Below are 20740 nucleotides of genomic sequence, written 5' to 3'. Positions count from 1 at the left end.
CGATGGGTCCGGGGCAGAGCCCCGGACCCCTGACGTCACGCCGCCTTGGCGGTGCCCTGACGCTCCTTGAGGAAGCGGTAGAACTCCACGCCCTCGCGCAGGCGGCGCTTCATCATGTCGGGCGAGCGCACCATCTCGCTGACGATCGAGGCGATCTTCGGCGCCCGGAAGTAGAACTTCTTGTAGAACTCTTCCACCGAGGTGAAGATCTCGGTGTGCGACAGGTGCGGGTAGTGCAGCGGCGCGACCTGAACGCCGTTCTCGTCGACGAGCTCGGCATTCTCGATGTCGAGCCAGCCGTTCTCCACCGCCTGCTTGTACAGGAAGGTGCCCGGGTAGGGGGCGGCCAGCGAGACCTGGATCGTGTGCGGGTTGATCCGCTTGGCGAAGGCGATCGTCTCCTGGATCGTCTCCTTGGTCTCGCCCGGCAGGCCGAGGATGAAGGTGCCGTGGATGGCGATGCCGAGCTCGTGGCAATCCTGGGTGAATTTTTCCGCGACCTCGACGCGCATGCCCTTCTTGATGTTGTGCAGGATGGCCTGGTTGCCGGATTCGTAGCCGACGAGCAGCAGGCGCAGGCCGTTCTCCTTGAGCACCTTCAGGGTCTCGCGCGGAACGTTCGCCTTGGCGTTGCACGACCAGGTCACGCCGAGCTTGCCGAGTTCCCGGGCGATCTCCTCCGCACGCGGGAGGTTGTCGGTGAAGGTGTCGTCGTCGAAGAAGAACTCCTTGGTCTGCGGGAACTCCTTCAGGCAGTACTTGATCTCCTCGATCACGTGGGCGACCGAGCGGGTGCGATAGGTGTGCCCGCCGACCGTCTGCGGCCACAGGCAGAAGGTGCAGCGGCTCTTGCAGCCCCGGCCCGAATAGAACGAGATGTAGGGGTGCTTCAGGTAGCCGATGAAGTACTTCTCCATCTCCAGGTCGCGCTTGTAGACGCTGGTGACGAAGGGCAGCTGGTCCATATCGGTCATGATCTCGCGGTCCTCGTTGTGGACCACGACACCGTTGGCATCGCGATAGGACAGGCCCTTGATCTCCGCCATCGGAACGCCGTCGGCGACTTCCTTGACGGTGAAGTCGAACTCGTTGCGGGCGCAGAAATCCACCACCGGGGCCTGGGCCATGGCGCCGGCGGCATCGACCGCGACCTTGGCGCCGATCAGGCCGGCGATCAGCTTCGGATTGGCGGCCTTCAGCGCCTCGATCGTCTTCACGTCGGACTTGAACGACGGCACCGAGGTGTGGAGCACGACGAGGTCGAAGTCGTTGGCCTGGGCCACGATCTCGGGGAGCTTGATGTTGTGCGGCGGCGCATCGATCAGCTTCGAGTTCGGCACCAGGGCGGCCGGCTGGGCCAGCCAGGTCGGGTACCAGAACGACTTGATCTCGCGCTTGGCCTGGTAGCGGGAGCCGGCACCGCCATCGAAACCGTCGAAGGTGGGGGCCTGGAGGAAGAGCGTGCGCATGGGGTTCAAGGCCTCAGGGCGTTGCCGGGGGAGGGCGGGAGTCGCGGGAGCCGGAATCAGCGGGTGGGCGCGCCGGCATCGCGGCCGAGTTCGGAATCCGGGATCAGGGTACCGTCCGCAACCACGTGATAATCGTGACCTTTCCATGTCACCGCCCCCGACATGAAGGCCCAGGAGAAGTTCAAGAAGGAGAGGATGTCGCGGATCGGCAACAGTCCGTAGGGGTGCGGGGCGAGGCCGAAGGCGCGCTCCAGCTGCCGGCAGAGCAGGACCCGCCCGGCCAGGGCGAGGCCCGCGACGACCAGCGCACCGGTCCCCCCGCCGGGCAGCAGGGCGCCCAGCACGGCGAGCGGGAAGGCGTGGGTGACGATCGAACCGGCATAGCCCGCCGGATCGACGGTGCGGATGGTCCGGTTCCAGCGCAGTTCGTGGCGCCAGAGGCCGGCCATATCGGTATCGACGCTGGTATGGCCGATGGTGAAGCTCGGGATCACCACCCGGCCGCCGAGACCACGCAGGGCCGCGCCGATCGCGTAATCGTCGGCGAGGTCGTCGCGGAAGCTGCGGAACCCGCCCAGCGCCTCGAGGCTCGCCCGGGTGAAGGCGACGGTGGAGCCGAAGCAGGGCTTCGCCAAGCCCAGGCTCAACCCCATCACGACGTTGGGCAGGAACTGGACATCGATCGCCAGCGTCGAGAGCCGGTCGTACAGCCCCCGGAAGGCCGGCACCCCGTGATACAGGCAGGTGACGCCCGAGACGCCCGCCTGGGACAGTTCGGCGACCAAGCGCTCCAGGTAGTCGGGCCGGACCACCATGTCGCTATCGGCCAGCACCACCACGTCGTGGGCGATCCGCTCGGCCATGTTGATCAGGTTCGAGACCTTGCGGTTCGAGCCGTGCTGGCGGCCGTCGATCACGAGGTCGATGCGGGCCTCGGGATAGGCCTGCTTCAACTGTTCTACCACGCCGATTGCGGGATCGGTGGCCCTCTGGACGCCGAACACCACCTGGACCGGGCCGGCGTAATCCTGAAGCAGGACCGTTTCGAGGTTCTCGTAGAGGTTCGGCTCCAGGCCGCAGAGCGGCTTGAGCACGGTCACGGAGGGGCGCGGCGCGCCGGACACCAGGACCGGCACGGCCCGCGCCGCGTAGCGGCCGGCACAATAGGCGGCCGCCAGCCCGTAGAGGCAGCCCGCCGCCGCCAGGATCAGGCAGAGCAGCGAGAGCCACGAGGAGGCGAGCAACGCCAGGGAGGAGAGATCCATCCAATCGGGTCCGTGCGATCGTCCCGCCGCCTCAAGCGACGATGGCCGCGAACGGCCGGTTCAGGTCGGCCCAGCCGTCTGTGCAGCTTGCGGCCTCGGCAGTCACGGCGTCGGCAATCACGGCGTCGGCTTGGCGGCGAGCATGCCGTCGGCGCGCTGGCGCAGGAACTTCACGGCGCCGTCCGCGCCCCCCGTCTTCAGGGGGCCCGAGAGCGCGGTGCGCTGGGCCGCGATCTCGCTCACGTCGCCGTTGAGCAGGACGTCCTGGATGCGGTTTCCGGCGTTGACGACGAAATCGACCTCGGAATCGTCCCCGTCCGCCGCGGTGACGCGGGTCGCCACGACCCGCTGGGCGCCGCGCTCCTCGACCTTCGGGGTCACGTCGAACTTGCCGTCGGCGGCGCGGGCGAGGCGGTTTGCGTAGGTGACGGTCAGGCTGCGCTTGAACGCGTCGGTGACCGCCGCCTGCTGCTCAGGGGTGAAGCTCGACCATTTCGAGCCGACCGCGACGCGGGCCATGGCGGGGAAGTCGAAAGCCTTGTCCATCGCCGGCCCCACGGCCTCGACCCGCGCGGGCAGGGGTCCGGGGCCGCCCTTCAGGGCGGCGGTGAAGGCGGCGTAGAGGTCGCGCACCGTCTGAACGGCGGGATCGTCCGCGGCCCATGACGGGGCCGGGACGAAGACGAGCACGGCCAGAAGGGCCGCGACCGGGGCGGCGAAGCGGGCGGCGGCGATCCGGCGGGTCAGGCGCACTTCTTCAACTCCTCGCCGTCGCCGAGACGCGTCCCCATGCGGGGCGGAGCGTAGCTGTAGAATGGACCGAGCGTGGCCGGCTGCAGCACCCGCTGGGCCACGCGTCCGGTCTCCGCCTCGGCCTGGGGATCCCCGTCCTCCGGTGCCTCGACGCGCTGCCGGGCCTCGATCCGATGCCAGAGCAGGAGGCTCGGTAGGCCGACGCCGAGATCGGCGAAGCGCTTGACCAGCGACAGGGCGAGCGCCGCCTCGACGGGGATGTCGAACAGGCCGCACAGGGCGATCAGTCCCCCCTCCTGCGCGCCCAGCGCCCCCGGCACCGCGAAGGCCGCACCGCGCACCGCCTGGGCGAGGCTCTCGATCATCAGCGCCTGCGCGAAGTCGATCGGATAGCCCATGAAGCGCAGGCAGACATAGACCTCCAGGGTCCCGATCACCCAGCCGGCGAAGTGGATCACCAGCGCGGCGGCGAAGCGACCGTGGTTGCCGTAGAGCCGGCGCAGGCTGTCGTAGAGCTGGTCGATCGCGCCGAAGGCGCGCCATTCGCGGCCGGAGGCGAAGCGGCTGAGCAGCCCCTGGATCAGGCGATGGCCGGCCCGGCGCTGGATCAGGTAGAAGGCGCCCAGCGCCGGCACCGCCAGGGCGAGGCCGCCCGCCACCGTCCGGGCGATCGGCCCGTCACCGCAGATCATGACCAGCAGGACGAGGCCGACCACGGTGAACAGGAGCTGGGTCAGCGCCTGCGTCATCAGGTCCACGAACATGCTGGCGCCGGCGAGCGCCCCCGGGACGCCGCGCTTGGACAGGAGGCGCGCCCCGATGAAGTCGCCGCCGACGGTGGCCACGGGCAACAGCGTGTTGATGCCCTCGCGCACGAAGCGCAGCGAGACGCAATCGGCGAGCCGGACGGTGCCCGCCGGGAACACGACATGCCAGCCGAGGCCCGCCCAGGCGACGGCCACGATGCGGGCCAACACCACCAGGGCGGCCCCCCAGCCGGCGCTCACGACGGCGGCCGACACGTCCTCGAGACCCGAGGACGTGAACAGGCCGACGACCGTGCAGAGACCGGCGATCGAGGCCAAGGTCGTCAGGCGCTTCATGGTCTACTTTCAAGCTCGCAAAAGGCTTGATGCGGGAAATCAGCCACGGTCGCGGCAGAAATAGGTCCGCCAGACCAAGAACGTTTCTGTCACGTTGCAGCACGGATGACCGCTGTCTATCACCCGTTTGACACAGTAGGGGCCAAAGCGGCGCGGGGTCAGAGAGCCTACGCATAAGGCCGCGGCACGTCGCAGAAGGGGCACATGTCATGGAGCGGGAAGCACCGATCACGGCCATGGAGGCCGTGACCGCGGAGACGCATGCCGATGGCCTTCCGGGCAGGACGGGACCGGGCGTGCCGGCTCCGCAATCGCCGGTGATGGCCTGGAACGAGTGGGACCCGCTGGAGGAGGTGATCGTCGGCTCCCTGGACGGCGCCACGATCCCGACCCACCACCTCACGGTGATCTTCAACCTGCCGCGCGCCGCGCAGCCGTTCTACCGGCTGGCGAGCGGCTGGAAGTATCCGAAGTTCATGAAGAAGCTGGCCCAGGCCGAGCTCGACAACTTCATCACGATCCTGGCCGGCGAGGGCGTGAAGGTCCGCCGCCCCGACACGGTGGACTTCTCGAAGAAGTTCAAGGCACCCCGCTGGTCGTCCCGGGGCTTCTGCGTGGCCTGCCCGCGCGACCCGTACCTCGTCATCGGCGACGAGATCATCGAGAGCCCGATGTGCTGGCGTTCGCGCTACTTCGAGGGCGACGCCTATCGGTCGCTGTTCAAGGAGTATTTTCGCAATGGCGCCCGCTGGACCTCGGCGCCGCGGCCGCAGCTGACCGACGACCTCTACAATTACGATTACCGGGTGCCGAACCTGAAGGCCGGCGAGCCCATGCAGTTCACCGTCAACGAGTTTGAGCCGGTCTTCGACGCCGCCGACTTCGTGCGCTGCGGCCGCGACCTGTTCGTGACCCGCTCCAACGTGACCAACCTGATGGGCATCGAGTGGCTGCGCCGTCACCTCGGCCCGGGCTTCCGCATCCACGAGATCGAGAGCCGCTGCCCGCAGCCGATGCACATCGACTCGTCGTTCATGCCGCTGGCCCCCGGCAAGGTGCTGGTGAACCCGGACTACGTCGACGTCGAGAAGCTGCCGGCCGTGCTCAAGACATGGGACGTGCTGATCGCGCCCCGCCCCGACCCGGTCGAGGGTTTCATGAGCAAGATCTCGATGTGCTCGCCCTGGACCTCGATCAACGTCCTGGCGATCACCGAGAAGAAGATCGTCGTCGACCAGAGCCAGCCGACGCTGATCAAGGCGCTCAAGGATTGGGGCTTCGACCCGATCCCGGCGCCGTTCCTGAGCTACGGCCCGTTCGGCGGCTCGTTCCACTGCGCGACCCTCGACGTCCGCCGCCGCGGGGTGCTGAAGTCGTACTTCTAGCCGTACCGCCCCGCCGCAGCGTCCGGATTTGCAAATCGGGTTTTGTATCGCTCCGGCTGGACTTCAGACACCGCTCCAGAGATGACACGCGCCCTCCCTCCCCCCCTCTGCGGGGGAGGGAGACGCGATTGTGTCCGGCCGCTGCCCTCTATCGTCGAAGATGTGTGCATCCGGTAGCCCGCATGGGAGAAGGACGCATCGCGGTCTACGACAGCACTTGTACCTCAAACCTGTGTGGCCCTTAGCCCCGGCGGGGAGGAGCTGGAGGTGGGGGTGGCGCCGGCTGGAGCGGTGCGAGGCCGCCTGCACCACCCCTGACCCCTCACCGCAATCCCGGGCAAGCCCGGGATCGCCAGGGGAGGGGAATAGCGCCACGTTCTCAGTGGGCTAAGCCCGGGACAGTGCCGTGTACATTTGGCAGCCGCCGCGGGGAGGGGCGGCCCCGGCTCACCGCCCCGCGATGCCTTCGATCAGCGCCCGGTTGAAGCCTTCGGGGTCGGACATCTGCGGCGCGTGGCCGAGATCGGGAAACTCCACGAGGCGCGCCCCCGGGATCGCCCGGGCGGCCGCCTTGCCGAGTTCGGGATAATGGCCGAGCTGCGCCCGCACCTCCGGCGGGGCGAGATCCTTGCCGATGGCCGTGTTGTCCTTCTGGCCGATCATCAGCAGGGTCGGCACCGCGATCTGCGGGAACCGATACACCACCGGCTCGGTGACGATCATGTCGTAGAGCAGCGCCGAATCCCAGGCGACCGCCTCCTTGCCGGGACCGGCATTGAGGCCGGCCAGCATCGTCACCCAGGGCTCGTAGCGGGCGTCCCATCGTCCGGCATAGTAGGTCGCGGTCTCGTAGGCGCGGATCGACTCCGCGCTGGTCTTCAGCTCGCGTTGGTACCAGCGCTCCAGGGAGATCGGCGGGAGCCCCTTGGCGCTCCAATCCTCCAGGCCGACCGGGTTGACCAGGACGAGCTGGGCCACCTCCTTCGGATAGAACAGGGCGTAGTGCGCGGCGAGCATGCCGCCCGTCGAGTGGCCGACCAGGATCGGGTGCTCGATCCCCAGCGACGCCAGCAGCGCGTGCGTGTTCTCGGCGAGCTGGCGGAAGGTGAACTGATAGGCCGCCGGCTTGCTCGATTTGCAGAAGCCGATTTGGTCCGGGGCGATCACCCGGTAGCCGGCCGCGCCCAGTGCCCGGATCTGGCTCTCCCACGTGGCGGCGCAGAAATTCTTGCCGTGGAGCAGCACCGCGGTCTGGCCGTTCGGCGTTTCTGCCGGCACGTCGAGATAGCCCATCTGGAGCGGCTGGCGCTGGGATGTGAACGGGAAGCGCCGCACGGGCCAGGGATAGTCGAAGCCTTCGAGTTCCGGGCCGTAGGCCGGGGCGGCGACGGGAGCCGCTGCCCCGGCAAGAACCGTCGGCACGAGGACGATAGCGGCGAGAAGGGGTCGGAGCATGGGCGGCCTCGGAGCCTGTGTGCGGGCGGCGCGGGACGCCGCGCAGCCTGCACAGATCGGGCATCCGAACGGACCTGTCTACGCATCAAGCCCGGAGCCGTCACCGCTCCGGTTCGACCGCGCCGGCCGCCGGGAGGGGGACCGCGCCGTCCCCGCCGTTCCACCTCACGCCGAGGCCGGCCGCGACGCCTCGGCCCTATCGCCCTTGATGTACCAATCTTCGGAGATCGAGAACGTCTTGAATCTATGCTCGTACCCGTTGCGCGCCATCAGGGCGCCAAGCTCTTCACGCTGCTGCGCGTCACCACTCGCGATGCTCACCATCGTGACGGCGCGCTCGGAGAAATCGAAGTGATTTAGGACGTCGAGGGTGTCGTCCTCGGCGCTGATGCACATGTAATCGATCGTGGCCGGCGCCTCTGCCGCTTGCAGGAAGCTGCGAAGCGTGACGGTCTCGACCTCGTGCCGGCGACCGCCACGCCGCGTGCCAGTCGGGACACCGGCTCCCGGTGATCCGGCGGCGGATTGCTCCTCCGAACTGTCCGGGTCGTTGAACAGCATCTTCAAGCCATCGTTCGTATAGACGAACTTGTTCGTGACGTAGCAATTCCGTCTGCTACGCAGCTGGTCGTACCGACTACGCGCCGGTTCCGCGATCGCGCCCTGCCAGCCATAGAGCGTCTCCAGCAGCAGCGTGGTGCTGCCGGCCGGACCACCCGTGGCACCGAACTCCACGCAATAGCCGTTCCGCTTCTCACCGAGTTCGAACAGCACCCAGAGATCCTGCAGCAGCGGGGCGCTCGAAAGCGCTGCTCTGCGGGCCGCGAACATCAGGAACTCGATCGGTTCGGCATGAGCCTCATGGCCCCGACCGATGAAATTCTTGATCTCCGAGATCGATTCTTCGAGTGTATCTCTCACTCCTAGAACCGATCTGAAGATGACCCTGAGTTCATTTTCCACGACCTGACTCCCCCTTGCGATGTTCTGCGGTCACCGCGCGCCGGACCCCGTGTGGCCGGTCCCTCGAGACGCGGTTGTTTCTATCCTGCGCGGTGCCGCCCAAGAGCGCTCGTCGACGCCGGTGCGGGCCGTCTCTTCTGCGCAACGACGGCCCGGGCTTGCCAGGACGCCCCCGCACCGGGGGGCCGGATCCGCCTTGGGCAATCGGCCGCCGCGGGGTGCCCCGGGAACCTTTTCGGCCGACGATCATAGATCGGCGCGACCTTCTGCTTCCCGGCCCGCACGGTCTCATGCCCGTGGATGGGGGCGGGAGGCCGAGCGACGGGATGCGCGCCAGCCTGGGCCATTCAGTGCTCAATCGATCGTGATCCCTTCGACCATCATCCCTTCGGCCATCGGCTGGAGTTATCGTTTCACTTCGGCGGCTACACGCGAAACACCACCCGCCCCGATGATCCGCCAAAACCGTTTACTTTCCTCTTTTTATTCTGTTTTTGCCAGCATCCCAGGCTGTCAACGCCTTTTACCGAGCTTAATACGAGTAAAATTTGAGTCAATTCAAACTACAAATGACATTTTGATCAATAGATTTCTCCGACCGAACGTCGATCTGCGATCGACCTCTTGCAGAGGATTAGGAGCGAGTCAATGATGCAGCGGATCGAGTCAATGTTAACTTTGACAATTCTGGCCGGTCTTGCATCCAGTCCGGTCCACGCCGCCGATGCGTGCGACGCGCTCACGGCCCGGGTGATCCGCGACACCGGCGCCTCGCTCGCCGGCCGGGCCGGCCCCTACGCGGTGTTCCGGGCCGAGGATGCCGAGCGGATGAGCCTCGATTGCCGGGCGCCGGCGCGGATCACCGTCGCCTCGCGCGACCGGGAGCCGCCACGGGCCTACTTCATCCTGGTCGGCCGCGCGGCCCGTGCCCTCGCCGGGGCGGATGCCGCCGCGGCCGAGGTGCTGACGCTCAACCTCCATCAAGCCAGCCTGCTCGCGCAGGCCCCCCGCCGCGGCAGCTCCGGCCCGGCCTTGATGCTGTGCGAGACCGGCTCGCGGACCGACGCGCTCCGGGACGATCTCACGGTCTGTCGGGTCGCGCCCCGGGCCAAGCTCGCGCGGACCCGCCGCGCGGGCTAGGGCGACGGCCCGAGATCGGGATCGGGCCCCGATTGCAACGCGGTCGGGAACGGCGCTAGACCGGCCGCATGTCGAATCCCGAAACATCCGGCCCCGTGGTCCAGGTCGGCGGCGCGCGCTTCGCCAACCACCTGCCGCTCACGCTGATCGCCGGCCCGTGCCAGCTCGAGGGTCGCGGCCACGCCCTGGAGATCGCCTCAGCGCTCAAGGCGATGGCGGCGGATCTCGGGATCGGGCTCGTCTTCAAGACCTCCTTCGACAAGGCCAACCGCACCTCGGGCAGCGCCGCCCGGGGCGTCGGCCTCGACGAGGCGCTGCCGGTCTTCGCGGAGATCCGCGAGAGCCTCGGCCTGCCGGTGCTGACCGACGTGCACGCCGCCGAGCAATGTGCCCGGGTCGCCGAAGCGGTGGACGTGCTCCAGATCCCGGCCTTCCTGTGCCGCCAGACCGACCTGCTCCTGGCCGCCGCCGCGACGGGGCGGGCGGTCAACATCAAGAAGGGCCAGTTCCTGGCGCCCTGGGACATGAGGCACGTGGCCGCCAAGGTGACCGAGGCCGGCAATCCCAACGTCATCGTCACCGAACGGGGCGCCTCGTTCGGCTACAACACCCTGGTCTCGGACATGCGCAGCCTGCCGATCATGGCGCAGGTGACGGGCGGCGCGCCGGTCGTGTTCGACGCGACCCATTCGGTCCAGCAGCCCGGCGGCCAGGGCGCCAGTTCGGGCGGCCAGCGGGAATTCGTCGCCGTGCTGGCCCGGGCCGCGGTGGCGGTGGGCGTGGCCGGCGTGTTCATCGAGACCCATCCCGATCCCGACCGGGCGCCCTCCGACGGCCCGAACATGGTGGCGCTGAAGGACCTGCCGGCCCTGCTCGACCAGCTCATCGCCTTCGATCGGCTCGCTAAGAGCCGCGCCGCCTGAAACGGGGTATCCAAGGGGCGAGCCCTTTGGTGGGTCGTCAGGGCAAAGCCCTGACCGATTCCAAGGCTCCGCCCTGGACCCGCGAAAGGGCTCGCCCTTTCGAAACCCGGATCAGGCGTGCGTCAGAACGTGGATCCGGAGGGGTTGGACGAGGTCGTAGCCCCCGTCCGCCACCCGCTCGGCCGCCCGATCGAACGCCGCCTCCACGATGGGCCGCTGCGCTGCGATCACCGCCGCACGGGCGGGATCCACCGCGCAGACCCGGGCCAGGAAGGCGTCGAGGGAGGCGAAGCGCTCCCGCCGTTCGATCGTGACCTCGCGGCGGCATGCCAGGGTGCCCCGGGCCAGGGCGGCCGCGATGGCCTCCTGCGCGGCCGCCCGGACCGCGGTCTCGTCCTCGATGGGCCGGAGGGCGTCGAAGAAGCTCCCCGCCGCCAGGGGCTCCACCACGACGAGGCGGCCGCCCGGCGCGAGCACGCGTGCGGCCTCGACGAGGGCAGCCGCGGGGTCGGGCACGTGATGCAGGGCGTTGAGCAGGACGGCGCCGTCGAAGCTGGCATCTGGGAAGGGCAGGGCCTCCCCCGTCGCGGCTTCGAACCGTGCGGCCGGCACCGCGGCCCGGGCCCCGGCGAGCGCCGCCGCGCCGGGATCGATGCCGGTCACCGCCGCGCCGTCTTCCGTCAGCCACTTCGCGAGGGTCCCCCCGCCGCATCCGATATCGAGGATCCGCTTGTCGGGGAGCGGCGCGAAGGTCTCGCGGATCAGGGTCAGGGCATCCATCGAGCGCTCCTCCACCGAAACCCTCTTACGGCCAGCGCGGCCCGAAGGCGATGTGCGTCGGCCGGAGCCGCCGACCGTCCCCGCACCGGATCAGGCGATGCCGGACCGGACCGGCAACCCTGGTTCGGAAACTCTTCGCAAGATTTCGGCCCCCGCGCCGGTCGAGGCGGCGGGGCCGCGGTGGCAGCCCCGTGGGGCGTTAAGCATGAACCGGCATTCAGAAAACCGCCTGTGTGCGGATCCGCACGTCAAGACATGCGAGAACTTGGAACTGACGCGGGATGGCTACGTTATTGGGGCATGTTTGATCGAGGATCGAGAAGGAACATTATGCGCAAGATCGGTATCATCGCCACCGCCGCCGCCCTGGCTCTCGGCAGCGTCGCCGCCACCACGGGCGCTGAGGCGCGTCCCTACGGCTTCCACGGCGGGTACGGCGGCTACGGCCATGGCTACTACCGCGGTGGCCGTCGCGGCATCGGCACCGGCGCCGCCATCGGTCTCGGCATCGCCGGCCTTGCCGCCGGTGCGATCGCCGCCGGCGCGGCCCGCGATTCCTACTACGGCGGCGGTTACGGCTACGCCCCGGTCTATGGCGGCTACGCCGCTCCGGCCTACGGTTACGGCGCGCCGGGCTACGCGGCACCGGGCTACGGCTACTACGGCTACGGCTACTAACATCAACGACCCTGACGGGATCGATGGGCGACCGGCGCGAGCCGGTCGCCCTTTTTCGTTTGTTCGCCCGATGCGGGAGCCGGCAGCAGCGAAGTCTCTCGCCGATCCGCCGTCAGCGGCCCCGATAGGGCGGCACCCCGGGATCGGGCAGCCAGACCGTCTTGGGCGGTTCGCCCGTCTGCCAGAACACGTCGATCGGAATGCCCCCGCGCGGATACCAGTATCCACCGATCCGCAGGTAGCGGGGCTCCAGGAGGTCGCGGAGCCGCTTGCCGATGGCCACCGTGCAATCCTCGTGGAACGCGCCGTGGTTGCGGAACGACCCGAGATAGAGCTTGAGCGATTTCGACTCCACCAGCCAGTCGCCAGGCACGTAGTCGATCACCAGGATGGCGAAGTCGGGCTGGCCGGTGACTGGGCAGATCGAGGTGAATTCGGGGGCGGTGAAGCGGGCGAGATAGTCGGTATCCGCGTGGGGGTTCGGGACCCGGTCGAGGCGTGCCGCGTCCGGGGATGTCGGAAGCGGCGCCGGCTGGCCGAGCTGTAGAGTCTCAGGTGTCGTCATGGGGCGCGTATAGAACGCCGCGACGCCCCGCGCATCCCTCGCCGCCGCGGCGATTACTCCGGGCCGCCGAACGGATGGCGGCCGCAGCGCCGCGTTCGCACCGGAATGGGCCGACCCACAGGCCGACCGCCCACCGGCGCTTGCCGCCGAACGCGGCTTGACGGATAAGCCGCCGCGATGCGCCGCAGCCCCACTTTGCGCGCGCCGACCCGCGGCCCCGCAAGAGGACGTTCCATGACCGCGATCACCAATATCAGCGCCCGCGAGATCCTCGACAGCCGCGGCAATCCGACGGTCGAGGTCGACGTCATCCTGGAGGACGGGTCCTTCGGCCGCGCCGCCGTGCCGTCCGGGGCCTCCACGGGCGCCCACGAGGCGGTGGAGCTGCGCGACGGCGACATGAACCGCTTCCTCGGCAAGGGCGTGCTGAAGGCGGTCGAGGCGGCGCAGACGGAGATCCTCGACGCGGTCGGCGGCATGGAGGCCGAGGACCAGGTCGCGGTCGACGAGGCGATGATCGAGCTCGACGGCACCCCCAACAAGGCGCGGCTCGGCGCCAACGCCATCCTGGGCGTGTCGCTGGCGGTGGCGAAGGCCGCGGCCGAGGCCTCGGGCCTGCCGCTCTACCGCTACGTCGGCGGTGTCCAGGGCCGTGTGCTGCCGGTGCCGATGATGAACATCATCAACGGCGGCGCGCATGCCGACAACCCGATCGACTTCCAGGAATTCATGATCCTGCCGGTGGGGGCGGACTCGATCGCCGAGGCCGTGCGGATGGGCTCGGAGGTGTTCCACACCCTCAAGGGCAAGCTGAAGAAGGCCGGCCACAACACCAATGTCGGCGACGAGGGCGGCTTCGCCCCGAACCTGCCCTCGGCCGAGGCGGCCCTCGACTTCGTGATGGACGCGATCAGCGCTGCCGGGTTCAAGCCGGGCCAGGACATCGCCCTGGCGCTGGACTGCGCCGCCACCGAGTTCTTCAAGGACGGTGCTTACGCCTACGCGGGCGAGGGCACGACCCGCGCCATCGAGGCGCAGGTCGACTACCTCGCCCAGCTCGTCGCCACCTACCCGATCGTCTCCATTGAGGACGGCATGTCGGAGGACGATTGGGCCGGCTGGAAGCTCCTGACCGAGAAGATCGGCGATCGCTGCCAGCTCGTGGGCGACGACCTGTTCGTCACCAATGTCGAGCGCCTGTCCCGGGGTATCGCGGAGGGCACCGCCAACTCGATCCTGATCAAGGTCAACCAGATCGGCTCGCTCACCGAGACCCTGGCGGCCGTCGATATGGCCCAGCGCGCCGGCTACACCGCGGTGATGTCGCACCGCTCCGGCGAGACCGAGGATTCGACCATCGCGGACCTCGCGGTCGCCACCAATTGCGGGCAGATCAAGACCGGCTCGCTCGCCCGCTCGGACAGACTGGCCAAGTACAACCAGCTGATCCGGATTGAGGAGGGCCTCGGCCCGCAGGCGCTCTATGCCGGCGCGGCGGCGCTGAAGCAGCTCGCGCGCCGCTGATCCTGCGGGGCGCCCGGCCTCAATCCGGGAGCGTCCAGACCCGCTGGGGCCGCGACAGGCCGCGCAGCTCGATCGTCCCCACCGGCTGGAGCGGCCGGGCGCAGCGCTGGGCGAAGGACTCCGACACGAGGAGCGCGTGGCCGAGCGCCGCGCACTGGCTCTCGATCCGGCTCGCCTCGTTGACCGCCCGCCCGATGATGGTGAAGTCGAGCCGGCGCTCGGTCCCGACATTGCCGTAGATCACCGTCCCGAAATGCACGACGCATTCGGCCGCGAGTTCCGGCAGCCCCGCGGCGCGGCGGCGGGTGTTGAGCGCCGCGTTGGCGGCGAGCGCGTCGGTCGCGGCCTCGAGGGCGGCGCCGCAGACCGGGCAGGGGAGGGTGCCGGCGTCCGGGACCGGAAAGATCGCCAGGAACCCGTCGCCGAGGAATTTCAGGATCTCGCCGCCGTGTCGCTCCACCGGATCGCCGAGGGCGTCGAAATGCTCGTTGAGCCACGTCACCATGTCGGCGGGATCGGCCCGGTCGGACAGGGCCGTGAAACCGCGCAGGTCGGTGAGCAGGATGGCGGCCGGCACGGCGCGGCCCTCGCCCCGCCGGATCTGACCGTCGAGGACCCGTTCGGCGGTGGAGCGACCGAGATAGGTGGCCGACACCTCCCGCAGGGTGTGTGCCAGGCCGATCTTGGCGATCGCCAGCGTCAGGAACGGCAGGACGCCACTGATGGTGGAGAGGTCCGCATCCGTGAAGCCGGCGGGCAGGCGGGTACAGAACGAGATCGCGATACCCCGCAACGCGGTTCCGGGGGCGAACTCGACGATGTGGAGGGCGTAGTCGACCCCGCCCTGTGACCCGAGGTCCCGCAGGACCGGAAAATCAAGTTCGCGTTCGGGGGCGTCGAGCCGCCAGCGGCCGAACGTCTCGCCCTTCTCCACCAGCGCGTAGACGGGACTGAGCAGCCAGTCACTCTCCTCGTCGGCGCCGTGCGGACTGGCCACGAAGGACATCCCCGCGCCGGCATGCCAGTTCAGGCTCACGCCGCGCAGCGTCGGGTCGAGGGCCGGGGCCATCACGCTGACGCGCCAGAGGGGGATGCCGGCGCCGGCCAGCGCCTCGCAGAACCGAACCAGCAGGCCGTCGTGGTCGTCGGTCGCCGTGGCGTGTTCGGCGAGCCAGCGGCGCAGATCCGTCATGTCCATGCGTTCGGCCCGCCCTTCGCTCCCACCTGCCGCACCGCGCCCCGGTTCATAGCCGGCCACGACACGCGGGCGAGACGATCCCTTAACCTTTCCGCCCGAGGATCGCGCCATGGTCGTCCGCCGCCGAGTCAGAATGGTCGTGTTGCCGCTGGGTCTCTGGACCCTGTCGGCGCTCGTGGTCGGCTATTTCGTGTGGCAGGCCGAGAGCGGCAACCGCGGCCTGGAGGCCAAGAAGGCCCTCAAGATCCGGGCCTACGGCCTCAACCAGGATTTGGCGGCCGTGAGGGCCGAGCGCGCCACCTGGGAGCGCCGGGTCGCCCTCCTCAAGAGCGATCAGATCGACCGCGACCTCCTGGAGGAGCGCGCGCGGATCGTCCTCGGCCGGGTCCACGCCAACGACGTGGTCGTCATCACGCCCTGATCGGCCGGCCCGCCGCCTGCGCGGGCCGCGAAACCCCTCTGACAAGAGAGGCTTCCTGTCAGAGCGGCAGCCCTCGCTTTCCAACCGACGCTGTCCTACACCCCCTCGCAGTCGCGTGGAATCACGGGGAGAGCGCCGATGGACGCCGCCAAGGAGCCTGCCAGGGACGCTTCGTCCGCGCACCCGCAGGCCGCGAGCCCGCAGGCCGCCGAGGCGCACAAGCCGGCGCCGAACATGCCGCAATTCAGCCGGGAGGATGACCTCCACGCCTATCACGAGATGCTGCTGATCCGGCGCTTCGAGGAGAAGGCCGGCCAGCTCTACGGCATGGGCCTGATCGGCGGCTTCTGCCACCTCTATATCGGCCAGGAGGCCGTGGTGATCGGCATGCAGATGGCCTCGGTCGACGGCGACCAGGTCATCACCGGCTATCGCGACCACGGCCACATGCTGGCCTGCGGCATGGACCCCAAGGGCGTGATGGCCGAGCTGACCGGGCGCCGCGGCGGCTACAGCCGCGGCAAGGGCGGCTCGATGCACATGTTCAGCCGCGAGAAGCAGTTCTTCGGCGGCCACGGCATCGTCGGCGCGCAGGTCTCGCTCGGCACGGGTCTCGCCTTCGCCGACCATTACCGGGAGAACGGCAAGGTCAGCCTGACCTACATGGGCGACGGCGCCGCCAACCAGGGCCAGGTCTACGAGAGCTTCAACATGGCGGCCCTCTGGAAGCTGCCGGTCGTCTACGTGATCGAGAACAACCGCTACGCCATGGGCACCTCCGTGGCCCGGGCCTCGGCGCAAACCGACTTCTCGAAGCGCGGCCTCTCCTTCGGCATCCCGGGCGAGCAGGTCGACGGCATGGACGTGCGCACCGTCCGCGAGGCCGCCACCCGGGCGATCGAGCACGCCCGCACCGGCCAGGGCCCCTACATCCTGGAGATGCAGACCTACCGCTATCGCGGCCACTCCATGTCCGATCCGGCCAAGTACCGGACCAAGGACGAGGTCTCGAAGATGCGCGACGAGCACGACCCGATCGAGATGGTGCGCAAGCGCCTGCTCGAACTGCACGGGGTGCCGGAGGCGGATCTCAAGGCCACCGACGCGAAGGTGCGCGAGGTCGTGAACGCCTCGGCCGAGTTCGCCACCAACGACCCCGAGCCCGATCCCTCCGAGCTCTGGACCGATATTTTGTTGGATGCGCACGCCTAGCGCGTCCCCGGAACACTGGCCGCCCCGACCAAATAAACGATCGCAGAGCTGAGCATGGCGACCGACATCCTGATGCCCGCCCTCTCGCCCACCATGGAGGAGGGCAAGCTCGCCAAGTGGCTGAAGAAGGAGGGCGATCCGATCAAGTCCGGCGACGTGCTGGCGGAGATCGAGACCGACAAGGCCACCATGGAGGTCGAGGCGATCGACGAGGGCGTGCTCGCCAAGATCCTGATCGCGGAGGGCACCGAGGGCGTCGCGGTGAACACGCCGATCGCCGTGATCGCCGGCGAGGGCGAGGATCCGGCGAGCGTCCAGTCGGGCGGCGGCGCCAAGCCCAACGGCGCCGGCGGCCATCCGGCGCCGACCCCCGACATGCAGGCTGAGGGCATGGCCGACAAGGCCGCGCCCGCCGCCAAGACCGGCGACGACGCCCCGAGGGCGCCCGCGGCCCCGGCCGTCATCACCACCAAGGCCCAGGAGCCGGTGATGGCGGAGTTCCCGGCCGACACGCCGATGGTCACTCAGACCGTCCGCGAGGCCCTGCGCGACGCCATGGCCGAGGAGATGCGCCGGGACGGCGACGTCTTCGTGATGGGCGAGGAGGTCGCCGAGTACCAGGGCGCCTACAAGGTCACGCAGAACCTGCTGCAGGAATTCGGGCCCCGGCGCGTGGTCGACACCCCGATCACCGAGCACGGCTTTGCCGGCATCGGCGTCGGCGCGGCTTTGTCCGGCCTGAAGCCGATCGTCGAGTTCATGACCTTCAACTTCGCCATGCAGGCGATCGACCACATCATCAACTCGGCGGCCAAGACCCTCTACATGTCCGGCGGTCAGCTCGGCTGCCCGATCGTGTTCCGCGGCCCGAACGGTGCCGCCGCCCGGGTCGGCGCCCAGCACAGCCACGACTATTCCGCCTGGTACTCCAACGTGCCCGGCCTCAAGGTGATCGCCCCGTACACGGCCTCCGACGCCAAGGGCCTGCTCAAGGCCGCGATCCGCGACCCGAACCCGGTGATCTTCCTCGAGAACGAGATCCTGTACGGGCAGAGCTTCCCGGTGCCGCAGCTCGACGACTTCGTGCTGCCGATCGGCAAGGCCAAGGTCCACCGCACCGGCAGCGACGTGACCATCGTGTCCTTCGCCATCGGTATGACCTACGCCCTCAAGGCCGCGCAGGCGCTGGCCGAGCAGGGGATCGAGGCCGAGGTGATCGACCTGCGCACGATCCGCCCGATGGACAGCGCGACGGTGGTGGAATCGGTCAAGAAGACCGGCCGCTGCATCACCGTCGAAGAGGGTTTCCCGCAATCGGGCATCGGCGCCGAGATCGTGGCCCGCCTGATGGTCGACGCGTTCGACTACCTGGACGCCCCGGTCCTGCGCATCACCGGCAAGGACGTGCCGATGCCCTACGCGGCCAACCTCGAGAAGCTGGCGCTGCCCAACGTGGCGGAGGTCGTCGCGGCAGCCAAGAGCGTCTGCTACAAGTGACCGGCGCGCGGGCGCCGGTCGCCCGCCCCGGCCCGGATCGAGGAACAGCCGGCGCGCCATGAGCCAGGATTCCAGCACCACCTTCGCCGAACTCGCCATCCCGCCCGACGCCCGGGAACAGGGCGGCATCGAGGTGCTGCGCGCGGCCGTGGTGGACGGTGCGGTCAGCGTGGCGCTGCGCCGCTCCTTCGACGATCCCGCGACCTGGGGCCGGCTCCTGGCCGACCTCGCCCGGCAGGCCGCCCGCGCCTACGCGCTGGAGACCGACATGTCCGAGGAGGAGGCGGTCGAGCGCATCCGCGCCGGGTGGGAGGCCGAGGGGCTCGACCCCGGCGGCCTCAACTAGCGATGGCACAGGCCCATGGCTGAGGCAGCGATCCGGCAGGCGACCTACGCGGATCTGGAGGCGGTCCCGGACCATCTGGTGGCGGAGATCGTCGACGGGATGCTGGAGACGCATCCGCGGCCCCGACATGCGATGGCGGCGTCCGACCTGTCCACCGTGCTGGGCACCCCGTTCCGCTATGGGCGCGGCGGTCCCGGCGGCTGGATCTTCATGATCGAGCCGGAACTTCACCTCGGATCCCAGGTGGTCGTGCCCGATCTCGCCGGCTGGCGCCGCGCGCGGATGCCGACCGAACCCGAGGAGGCCTTCATCACGACCCCGCCCGACTGGGTCTGCGAGATCCTCTCGCCGTCCACGACCCGCCTCGACCGGGGTCCGAAGCGCCGCATCTATGCCGAGTCCGGGATCGGCCACCTCTGGCTGCTCGATCCGGCGGTGGGCGTGCTCGAAGGCTTCGCCCTCGCGGACGGGCGCTGGGTGCTCCTCGCCACGATTCAGCGCGGCGAGATCGTGGCGCTGCCGCCCTTCGACGCCGTGCCGTTCCCCCTCGACGACCTCTTTCCCTTCGACGATCCGGCCGCCCCGGCCTTGCCCGAGACCTGATGCCATGCCGATCAACGTGCTGATGCCCGCCCTCTCGCCGACCATGGAGAAGGGCAACCTCGCCAAGTGGCTCAAGAAGGAGGGCGATCCGATCAAGTCCGGCGACGTGCTCGCCGAGATCGAGACCGACAAGGCCACCATGGAGGTCGAGGCGATCGATGAGGGCGTGCTCGCCAAGATCCTCGTGCCCGAGGGCACCGCGGACGTGCCGGTCAACGACCTGATCGCCATCATCGCGGGCGAGGGCGAGGACGTGTCGGCGGCAGCCGCCGGCGGTGCGCCGAAGGCGGCCCCCAACGGGGCGGCGCAGGCCGAATCCAAGGCCAAGCCGTCACCGGCCGACCAGAACACCACGCCGGGCGGCGGCCACATGTCCTACGAGCGGGTGAACGAAGCGCCGGAGGGCGCGCAGCCCGGCGGCACTTCGGAGCAGAGCGTCGGCGGCCGGGTCTTCGCCTCGCCACTCGCGCGCCGGATCGCCAAGCAGGAGGGCGTCGAACTCGGCGCCGTCCAGGGCAGCGGCCCGCACGGCCGCATCATCGCCCGCGACGTGCAGGCCGCCAAGGCCTCCGGCGCGACCAAGGCGCCCGCGCCCCAGGCCGCCGCCGAGGCGCCGAAGGCGGCCGCCCCCGCCCCGAAACCCGCGCCCGCGGGCGGCGCGCCGGCCGGTCTCACAGTCGATCAGGTCCGGGGTTTCTTCGCCAAGGATTCCTACGAGGAAGTCCCGCTCGACGGCATGCGCAAGACCATCGCCAAGCGTCTGACCGAGGCGATGCAGGTGGCCCCGCACTTCTACCTGACGGTGGATTGCGAGCTCGACGCGCTGATGAAGCTGCGCGAGACGCTGAACGGCTCCGCGGGCAAGGACAAGGACGGCAAGCCGGCCTTCAAGCTCTCGGTGAACGACTTCGTCATCAAGGCGATGGGCCTGGCGCTCACCCGCGTGCCCGCCGCCAACGCGGTCTGGGCCGAGGACCGGATCCTGCGCTTCAAGCAGGCCGAGGTCGGCGTCGCGGTGGCGATCGACGGCGGGCTGTTCACCCCGGTGATCCGGCGGGCAAACGAGAAGACGCTGTCGACCATCTCCAACGAGATGAAGGACTTCGCCGCCCGCGCCCGCGCCAAGAAGCTGAAGCCCGAGGAATACCAGGGCGGGGTCACCTCGGTGTCGAATCTCGGCATGTTCGGCATCAAGCACTTCACCGCGGTGATCAACCCGCCACAATCGAGCATCCTGGCGGTGGGCGCGGGCGAGAAGCGCGTCGTCGTGAAGGACGGGGCGCCGGCGGTGGTCCAGGTGATGACCGCCACCCTGTCCTGCGACCACCGGGTGCTCGACGGGGCGCTGGGCGCGGAGCTGGTCTCGGCCTTCAAGGGGCTGATCGAGAACCCGATGGGCATGCTGGTGTGAGGCGGGCTTCTCTCCTCCCCCTTGTGGGGAGGAGTTGGAGGTGGGGGTG

General features: G+C 69.2%; 20 protein-coding genes. 11 read left to right on the top strand and 9 right to left on the bottom strand.

Annotated features, from left to right (window positions below):
- Positions 1 to 35 precede the first annotated feature (35 nt).
- From hpnJ to AC3IF3_RS01090, 4 genes are all read right to left on the bottom strand, one after another.
- A complete protein-coding gene (hpnJ, locus tag AC3IF3_RS01105) occupies positions 36 to 1469 on the bottom strand; it encodes a hopanoid biosynthesis associated radical SAM protein HpnJ (protein ID WP_243973860.1) in 1434 nt (477 codons plus the stop codon).
- Positions 1470 to 1525: 56 nt separating this feature from the next.
- Positions 1526 to 2734 (bottom strand): bacteriohopanetetrol glucosamine biosynthesis glycosyltransferase HpnI, encoded by a 1209-nt coding sequence (gene hpnI, locus AC3IF3_RS01100; protein ID WP_489226847.1) that lies wholly within the window; start codon positions 2732 to 2734, stop codon positions 1526 to 1528.
- Positions 2735 to 2851: 117 nt separating this feature from the next.
- Positions 2852 to 3487 (bottom strand): MlaC/ttg2D family ABC transporter substrate-binding protein, encoded by a 636-nt coding sequence (locus AC3IF3_RS01095; RefSeq protein ID WP_489226845.1) that lies wholly within the window; start codon positions 3485 to 3487, stop codon positions 2852 to 2854.
- Positions 3478 to 4590, bottom strand: coding sequence for a flippase-like domain-containing protein (locus AC3IF3_RS01090; RefSeq protein ID WP_489226844.1), 1113 nt, complete (start codon positions 4588 to 4590; stop codon positions 3478 to 3480). Before AC3IF3_RS01090 ends, AC3IF3_RS01095 begins: the two co-directional genes overlap by 10 nt.
- A gap of 209 nt (positions 4591 to 4799) precedes the next feature.
- Here AC3IF3_RS01090 and AC3IF3_RS01085 point away from each other — a divergent pair, with 209 nt between their 5' ends.
- Positions 4800 to 5975 (top strand): amidinotransferase, encoded by a 1176-nt coding sequence (locus tag AC3IF3_RS01085; RefSeq protein WP_243973864.1) that lies wholly within the window; start codon positions 4800 to 4802, stop codon positions 5973 to 5975.
- Positions 5976 to 6422: 447 nt separating this feature from the next.
- On the opposite strand, the gene AC3IF3_RS01080 is transcribed toward AC3IF3_RS01085, so the two are convergent.
- Together AC3IF3_RS01080 and AC3IF3_RS01075 are read right to left on the bottom strand one after the other, a co-directional pair.
- The gene (locus tag AC3IF3_RS01080; RefSeq protein ID WP_489226842.1) at positions 6423 to 7430 is read right to left on the bottom strand and encodes an alpha/beta fold hydrolase; all 1008 of its coding nucleotides are present in this window, start codon (positions 7428 to 7430) and stop codon (positions 6423 to 6425) included.
- Between the two features lie 165 nt (positions 7431 to 7595).
- Entirely contained in the window at positions 7596 to 8393 is a 798-nt protein-coding gene (locus tag AC3IF3_RS01075; RefSeq protein WP_489226840.1) for a class I SAM-dependent methyltransferase, read from the bottom strand.
- Positions 8394 to 9062: 669 nt separating this feature from the next.
- Between AC3IF3_RS01075 and AC3IF3_RS01070 the strand changes: the two genes are divergently transcribed.
- Positions 9063 to 9533, top strand: coding sequence for a hypothetical protein (locus AC3IF3_RS01070; protein WP_489226838.1), 471 nt, complete (start codon positions 9063 to 9065; stop codon positions 9531 to 9533).
- A gap of 68 nt (positions 9534 to 9601) precedes the next feature.
- Entirely contained in the window at positions 9602 to 10456 is an 855-nt protein-coding gene (kdsA, locus tag AC3IF3_RS01065; RefSeq protein WP_489226836.1) for a 3-deoxy-8-phosphooctulonate synthase, read from the top strand.
- 111 nt (positions 10457 to 10567) lie between these two features.
- On the opposite strand, the gene AC3IF3_RS01060 is transcribed toward kdsA, so the two are convergent.
- A complete protein-coding gene (locus AC3IF3_RS01060; RefSeq protein ID WP_489226834.1) occupies positions 10568 to 11236 on the bottom strand; it encodes a class I SAM-dependent methyltransferase in 669 nt (222 codons plus the stop codon).
- Positions 11237 to 11566: 330 nt separating this feature from the next.
- Here AC3IF3_RS01060 and AC3IF3_RS01055 point away from each other — a divergent pair, with 330 nt between their 5' ends.
- The gene (locus AC3IF3_RS01055; RefSeq protein WP_489226832.1) at positions 11567 to 11914 is read left to right on the top strand and encodes a hypothetical protein; all 348 of its coding nucleotides are present in this window, start codon (positions 11567 to 11569) and stop codon (positions 11912 to 11914) included.
- A gap of 112 nt (positions 11915 to 12026) precedes the next feature.
- Here the strand turns inward: AC3IF3_RS01055 and queF are convergent, their stop codons facing one another.
- Positions 12027 to 12479: a preQ(1) synthase gene (queF, locus tag AC3IF3_RS01050; protein ID WP_489219384.1), complete on the bottom strand. Its 453-nt coding sequence runs from the start codon at positions 12477 to 12479 to the stop codon at positions 12027 to 12029.
- A gap of 234 nt (positions 12480 to 12713) precedes the next feature.
- Between queF and eno the strand changes: the two genes are divergently transcribed.
- A complete protein-coding gene (gene eno / locus AC3IF3_RS01045; protein ID WP_489226830.1) occupies positions 12714 to 14003 on the top strand; it encodes a phosphopyruvate hydratase in 1290 nt (429 codons plus the stop codon).
- 19 nt (positions 14004 to 14022) lie between these two features.
- Here eno and AC3IF3_RS01040 read toward each other — a convergent pair whose 3' ends face one another.
- Positions 14023 to 15201, bottom strand: coding sequence for an adenylate/guanylate cyclase domain-containing protein (locus AC3IF3_RS01040; RefSeq protein ID WP_489226828.1), 1179 nt, complete (start codon positions 15199 to 15201; stop codon positions 14023 to 14025).
- 109 nt (positions 15202 to 15310) lie between these two features.
- Between AC3IF3_RS01040 and AC3IF3_RS01035 the strand changes: the two genes are divergently transcribed.
- The 6 genes from AC3IF3_RS01035 to AC3IF3_RS01010 all read left to right on the top strand — a co-directional run bounded on the left by AC3IF3_RS01035 (position 15311) and on the right by AC3IF3_RS01010 (position 20691).
- Positions 15311 to 15622, top strand: coding sequence for an FtsB family cell division protein (locus AC3IF3_RS01035; RefSeq protein ID WP_243968066.1), 312 nt, complete (start codon positions 15311 to 15313; stop codon positions 15620 to 15622).
- A 138-nt stretch (positions 15623 to 15760) separates the two neighbouring features.
- Positions 15761 to 16834, top strand: coding sequence for a pyruvate dehydrogenase (acetyl-transferring) E1 component subunit alpha (pdhA, locus tag AC3IF3_RS01030; RefSeq protein ID WP_243968067.1), 1074 nt, complete (start codon positions 15761 to 15763; stop codon positions 16832 to 16834).
- A gap of 54 nt (positions 16835 to 16888) precedes the next feature.
- On the top strand, positions 16889 to 18331 hold the full coding sequence (locus AC3IF3_RS01025) for a pyruvate dehydrogenase complex E1 component subunit beta (RefSeq protein WP_489226826.1): 1443 nt from the start codon (positions 16889 to 16891) through the stop codon (positions 18329 to 18331).
- Positions 18332 to 18389: 58 nt separating this feature from the next.
- Positions 18390 to 18677 (top strand): DUF5076 domain-containing protein, encoded by a 288-nt coding sequence (locus AC3IF3_RS01020; RefSeq protein ID WP_489219381.1) that lies wholly within the window; start codon positions 18390 to 18392, stop codon positions 18675 to 18677.
- 15 nt (positions 18678 to 18692) lie between these two features.
- Entirely contained in the window at positions 18693 to 19280 is a 588-nt protein-coding gene (locus tag AC3IF3_RS01015) for a Uma2 family endonuclease (RefSeq protein WP_489226824.1), read from the top strand.
- Between the two features lie 4 nt (positions 19281 to 19284).
- Positions 19285 to 20691, top strand: a complete 1407-nt coding sequence (locus AC3IF3_RS01010) for a pyruvate dehydrogenase complex dihydrolipoamide acetyltransferase (RefSeq protein ID WP_489226822.1) — start codon at positions 19285 to 19287, stop codon at positions 20689 to 20691.
- Positions 20692 to 20740 lie beyond the last annotated feature (49 nt).

The sequence above is a fragment of the Methylobacterium sp. J-118 genome, from assembly GCF_057836565.1.
The sequence above is the reverse complement of the archived record's forward strand: the minus strand, read 5'-3'. Positions and strand labels throughout refer to the sequence as shown.